The 4,992-nt window shown below is 66.6% G+C and carries 4 protein-coding genes; all 4 read right to left on the bottom strand.

Annotated features, from left to right (window positions below):
- Positions 1 to 649: NADH-quinone oxidoreductase subunit H (locus V7067_RS15365; RefSeq protein WP_334176781.1), on the bottom strand; the 649-nt coding region annotated here is incomplete at its 3' end.
- Between the two features lie 73 nt (positions 650 to 722).
- On the bottom strand, positions 723 to 2,819 hold the full coding sequence (gene nuoG / locus V7067_RS15360) for an NADH-quinone oxidoreductase subunit NuoG (RefSeq protein WP_334176780.1): 2,097 nt from the start codon (positions 2,817 to 2,819) through the stop codon (positions 723 to 725).
- 125 nt (positions 2,820 to 2,944) lie between these two features.
- A complete protein-coding gene (gene nuoF, locus V7067_RS15355; protein ID WP_334176779.1) occupies positions 2,945 to 4,246 on the bottom strand; it encodes an NADH-quinone oxidoreductase subunit NuoF in 1,302 nt (433 codons plus the stop codon).
- A gap of 18 nt (positions 4,247 to 4,264) precedes the next feature.
- Complete coding sequence (nuoE, locus tag V7067_RS15350; protein ID WP_334176778.1) at positions 4,265 to 4,972, bottom strand: NADH-quinone oxidoreductase subunit NuoE; 708 nt, start codon at positions 4,970 to 4,972, stop codon at positions 4,265 to 4,267.
- Between the last annotated feature and the right edge of the window lie 20 nt (positions 4,973 to 4,992).

Below are 4,992 nucleotides of genomic sequence, written 5' to 3'. Positions count from 1 at the left end.
AGATGATGAACATCGGGAACAGCGGCAGCCAGTACCAGTTCAGGAACGACAGCCAGGGAACGCCGATCAGCGTCGCAAGTCCGCTCGTCTCCTGCGCCCGGACCACTTCCGAAAGGTTCAGCGTGCCGGCACACATCAGCACCGTCACCACCACGAAGCCGATCGAGACTTCGTAGGACACCATCTGGGCCGCCGAACGCAGCGCCGACAGGAACGGATATTTCGAGTTCGACGCCCAGCCGCCGATGATGATGGCGTAAACGCTGAGCGAGGAGATCGCAAAAATGTAGAGCGTTCCGAGGTTCAGGTCGGCGATCACCCAGCCGTCCGCGACCGGGATCACCGCCCACGCCCCGACCGCCAGCAGCACCGAGATGAACGGCGCCAGCAGGAACAGCACCTTGTTGGAGCTGGCCGGAATGGTCGGCTCCTTCAGGATGAACTTCAGAAGGTCGGCGAAGGACTGAAACAGACCCCAGGGGCCGACAACGTTCGGGCCGCGGCGCAACTGCACCGCCGCCCAGATCTTGCGGTCCGCCAACAGAACGAAGGCGATGCAGATCAGCAGGACAACGATCATCACCAGGCTCTGAATAATCGTAATCAGAACCGGGAACCCGTAATCCGCCCAGAAACCGGAGGCCGTCATCGACTAAACCCTTCGCCCAAAATCGGTGGCCGCCAAATCGGTGGCCCTTCTGGCCCGCTCCCGCCCGGCCGCCTTACTCGGCAGCCTGGGCCACGCGCGCCTGCGCCAGCGCCGAACATTCCGCCATCACCGCCGACGCCCGCGCGATCGGGTTGGTCAGGTAGAAATCCGGGATGGCCGGCGTAAACGGCGCGGCACTGACCTCGCCGCCCCGCCCGGCCAGCGCCACGACGGCTGCCGGATCGGCGGCCACGAACACGTCGCGACGGCCGAACACCGGATGCGCCGTGACCAGCGCGGTGCGCAGGTCCGCCAGCGAATCGTAGGGCAGCTGCGCGCCGACGAGAGCCGACAGGGCGCGCAGGATCGCCCAGTCCTCGCGGGCTTCGCCCGGCGGGAAGCTGGCGCGGTTGCCGCGCTGCACCCGCCCCTCGGTGTTGACCCACGTGCCCGACTTTTCGGTGTAGGCCGCGCCCGGCAGCACCACATCGGCGCGGTGCGCACCGGCATCGCCGTGGGTGCCGATATAGACTACGAACGCCTTGCCGAGCTTCGCGAAATCGATCTCGTCCGCACCGAGCAGGAACAGCACATCGAGTGCGCCCTTGCCGGCAGCATCGACCATGCCGGCGACATCCAGCCCGCCGACGCCCGGAACGAAGCCGACATCCAGCGCGCCGACGCGGGCTGCAGCCGTGTGCAGCACGGCGAGGCCGTTCCACTCCGGTCCGGCCGCGTTGCTGGCGACCGCCACCTTCGCGGCGAGCGACAGAACCGCCGCGCCGTCAGCGCGCGTCAGAGCCCCCTGCCCGACGATGATCAGCGGACGCTGGGCGTTCTTCAGCACATCGGCAAACGGATGGCGGCCGGCTGCGATATCCGACAGCGTCTCAGGGCCGGCCCCGAGATAGGTGGTCGCATAATTGAAGTTCGCCGGGGCGCCGACCACGCCGATCGGCAGCCCGGTGCGGCGCCACAGCTTGCGCAGCCGCGAATTCAGCACCGCCGCTTCCCACCGCGGGTTCGTGCCGACCAGCAGAACGGCATCCGCCTGCTCCAGCCCCTGAATCGACGGGTTGAAGAGGTAGGACGCGCGGCCCATTGCCGGGTCCAGCTTCGTGCCGTCCTGACGCGCGTCGAAGCTGGCGACGCCGAGACGGGTCATCAGATCCTTCAGCGCGAACAGCTCTTCAGCGGACGCCAGATCGCCGCCGATGGCGCCGATGCGGGCGGCGATCGTCTGCCGCACCTTGTCGGCCACGACGCCCAGCGCCTCAGCCCACGACGCCGGCACGAGACGGCCGTTGCGGCGCACATAGGGGCGGTCGAGGCGCTGGGTGCGCAGCCCGTCCCAGATGTAGCGCGTCTTGTCGGAAATCCACTCTTCGTTGACCGCCTCGTTGAGGCGCGGCAGCACGCGCATCACCTCGCGGCCGCGGCTGTCGACGCGGATGTTCGAGCCGACCGCATCCATCACATCGATGGACTCCGTCTTCGTCAGCTCCCACGGACGCGCCTTGAAGGCATAGGGCTTGGCCGTCAGGGCGCCGACCGGGCACAGGTCGACGACATTGCCCTGCATCTCCGACGACATCGCCTGTTCGAGATAGGTCGTGATCTCGGCATCCTCGCCGCGGCCGATGAGGCCCAGTTCAGAGATGCCCGCAACCTCGGTGGTGAAACGGACGCAGCGCGTGCAGTGGATGCAGCGCGTCATCACGGTCTTCACCAGCGGGCCGATATACTTGTCTTCGACGGCGCGCTTGTTTTCCTGATAGCGCGAGCCGGAGATGCCGTAGGCCATCGACTGGTCCTGCAGATCGCACTCGCCGCCCTGATCGCAGATCGGGCAATCCAGCGGGTGGTTGATCAGCAGGAACTCCATGGTTCCTTCGCGCGCCTTCTTCACCATCGGGGTGTTGGTGAACATCTGCGGCGGTTCGCCGTTCGGGCCCGGGCGCAGATCCTTCACCGACATGGCGCACGAGGCGACCGGCTTCGGCGGGCCGCCCTTCACCTCGACAAGGCACATGCGGCAGTTGCCGGCAATCGACAGCCGTTCATGGAAACAGAAGCGCGGGATCTCGGCACCCGCAGCCTCGGCCGCCTGCAGGAGCGTGAACTCCGCCGGCACCTCGATCACGGACCCGTCGACGCTGATCTTGGCCATGTCTCTCCCCGCTTCTCAGGCTGCCACCAGACCGATGCGCCGGCCGATGCGGATATTGACGTTTACCCCGGGAAGGGGCCCGGCCGGCGCTGCCGCCGGCGTTACATGACGGCGCATGACGCGCCTTATTCCGCCGCCGCCAGGGATGCGCCCTGAACGCTGCGGCCCTTGTAGGATTCGATCCGCTGCTCGATCAGCGGACGGAAGTGACGGATCAGGCCCTGCACCGGCCAGGCCGCGGCATCGCCGAGGGCGCAGATGGTGTGCCCTTCGACCTGCGTCGTCACCTGAAGAAGGAGGTCGATTTCCTCCTTCTCGGCGTCGCCGGCCACCAGCCGCTCCATCATGCGCCACATCCAGCCCGTGCCTTCACGGCACGGCGTGCACTGGCCGCAGCTCTCGTGCTTGTAGAAATGCGACAGCCGGGCGATGGCCTTGATCGGATCAGTCGACTTGTCCATGACGATCACCGCCGCGGACCCGAGACCGGAGCGCAGCGCCCGCAGGCTGTCGAAATCCATGTTGGCATCGGCAATCTGCTCGGCCGGCACCAGCGGCACCGAGGCGCCGCCGGGGATGACGCACAGCAGATTATCCCACCCGCCGCGGATGCCGCCGCAGTGGCGGTCGACCAGTTCGCGGAAGGTGATGCCCATCTCTTCCTCGACCGTGCACGGATTGTTGACGTGCCCGGAGATGCAGAAGAGCTTCGTGCCGGTGTTATTGGGCCGGCCCAGCCCGGAGAACCAGCTCGCGCCACGACGCAGAATGGTCGGGGCAACGGCGATGGACTCGACGTTGTTGACCGTCGTCGGGCAGCCATAGAGGCCCATGTTGGCCGGGAAAGGCGGCTTCAGACGCGGCTGGCCCTTCTTGCCTTCAAGGCTCTCCAGCAGCGCCGTCTCTTCGCCGCAGATGTAGGCGCCGCCGCCGTGATGCACGAAGAGATCGAAATCGTAGCCGTGAATGTTGTTCTTGCCGATCAGGCGCGCCTCGTAGGCCTGCCGGATCGCCGCCTGCAGATGCTCGCGCTCCCGCACGAACTCGCCGCGGACATAGATGTAGGCCGCGTGCGCCCCCATGGCGAAGGAAGCGATCATGCAGCCTTCGATCAGGTGATGAGGATCGTGGCGCAGGATCTCGCGGTCCTTGCAGGTGCCGGGCTCCGACTCGTCGGCATTGACGACGAGATAGTGCGGGCGCGCCCCCGGGTTCTTCGGCATGAACGACCACTTGAGGCCGGTCGAGAAGCCTGCGCCGCCACGGCCGCGCAGGCCCGAGGCCTTCATCTGGTCGATGATCCAGTCGCGCCCCTTGGCCAGAATGGCCTTGGTGCCATCCCACGAGCCGCGCATCAGGGCGCCCTGAAGGCCCCAGTCCTGCGTGCCGTAGATGTTCGTGAAGATGCGGTCTTTATCGGAAAGCATGGCCGATCCTCCCTCTCGTCACGAACTCTTGGCGGGGTCTGCCGGGACGGCAGCGCCGGTCAGCTCGGGCTGGCCGACCGAAACGAAATCGCCGCCCGGCACCACCGGCGTGGCGCGGGTGAAGGCGGCCGTATCGGTCAGCGCGGTCAGCCCGCCCTTCGGGCCGCCCATCGGACGGTCGATCTGGGTGCCGGGCTTCGGCGGATTGCCGGCGGCAAAGCCGTCGATCAGCGCCGTGAAGCTCTCCGGCGTCAGGTCTTCATAGGTGTCCTTGAAGATCTGCACCATCGGCGCATTCACGCAGGCGCCGGCGCATTCGACCTCTTCCCACGAGAAGTCGCCGTCGGGCGAGAGCGTGAACGGCTCCTCGGCGATGCGCTTCTTGCAGATGTGGATCAGATCCTCGGCGCCGCGCAGCATGCACGGCGTCGTGCCGCACACCTGAATGTGCGCCTTACGGCCCACCGGCGAGAGCTGGAACATCGTGTAGAAGGTCGCAACCTCCAGCACGCGGATCTGAGGCATCGACAGGAATTCGGCGACCCAGCGGATGGCCGGCTCGCTCACCCAGCCTTCCTGCTCCTGAATGCGGAACAGGATCGGGATCACGGCACTCTGCTGGCGACCTTCCGGATAGTCCTTCAGCTTCTCCGTGGCCCACGCCAGATTCTCGGGCGTGAAGGCGAAGCTTTCGGGCTGGACGGGAGAGAGGCGACGGACGGACATCAGCGATCCACCTCACCGAA

The organism is Pseudoxanthobacter sp. (assembly GCF_036822375.1).
GTDB lineage: Bacteria > Pseudomonadota > Alphaproteobacteria > Rhizobiales > Segnochrobactraceae > Pseudoxanthobacter.
Note: the sequence above shows the minus strand (reverse complement) of the source record. Positions and strands in the feature narration are given on the sequence as shown.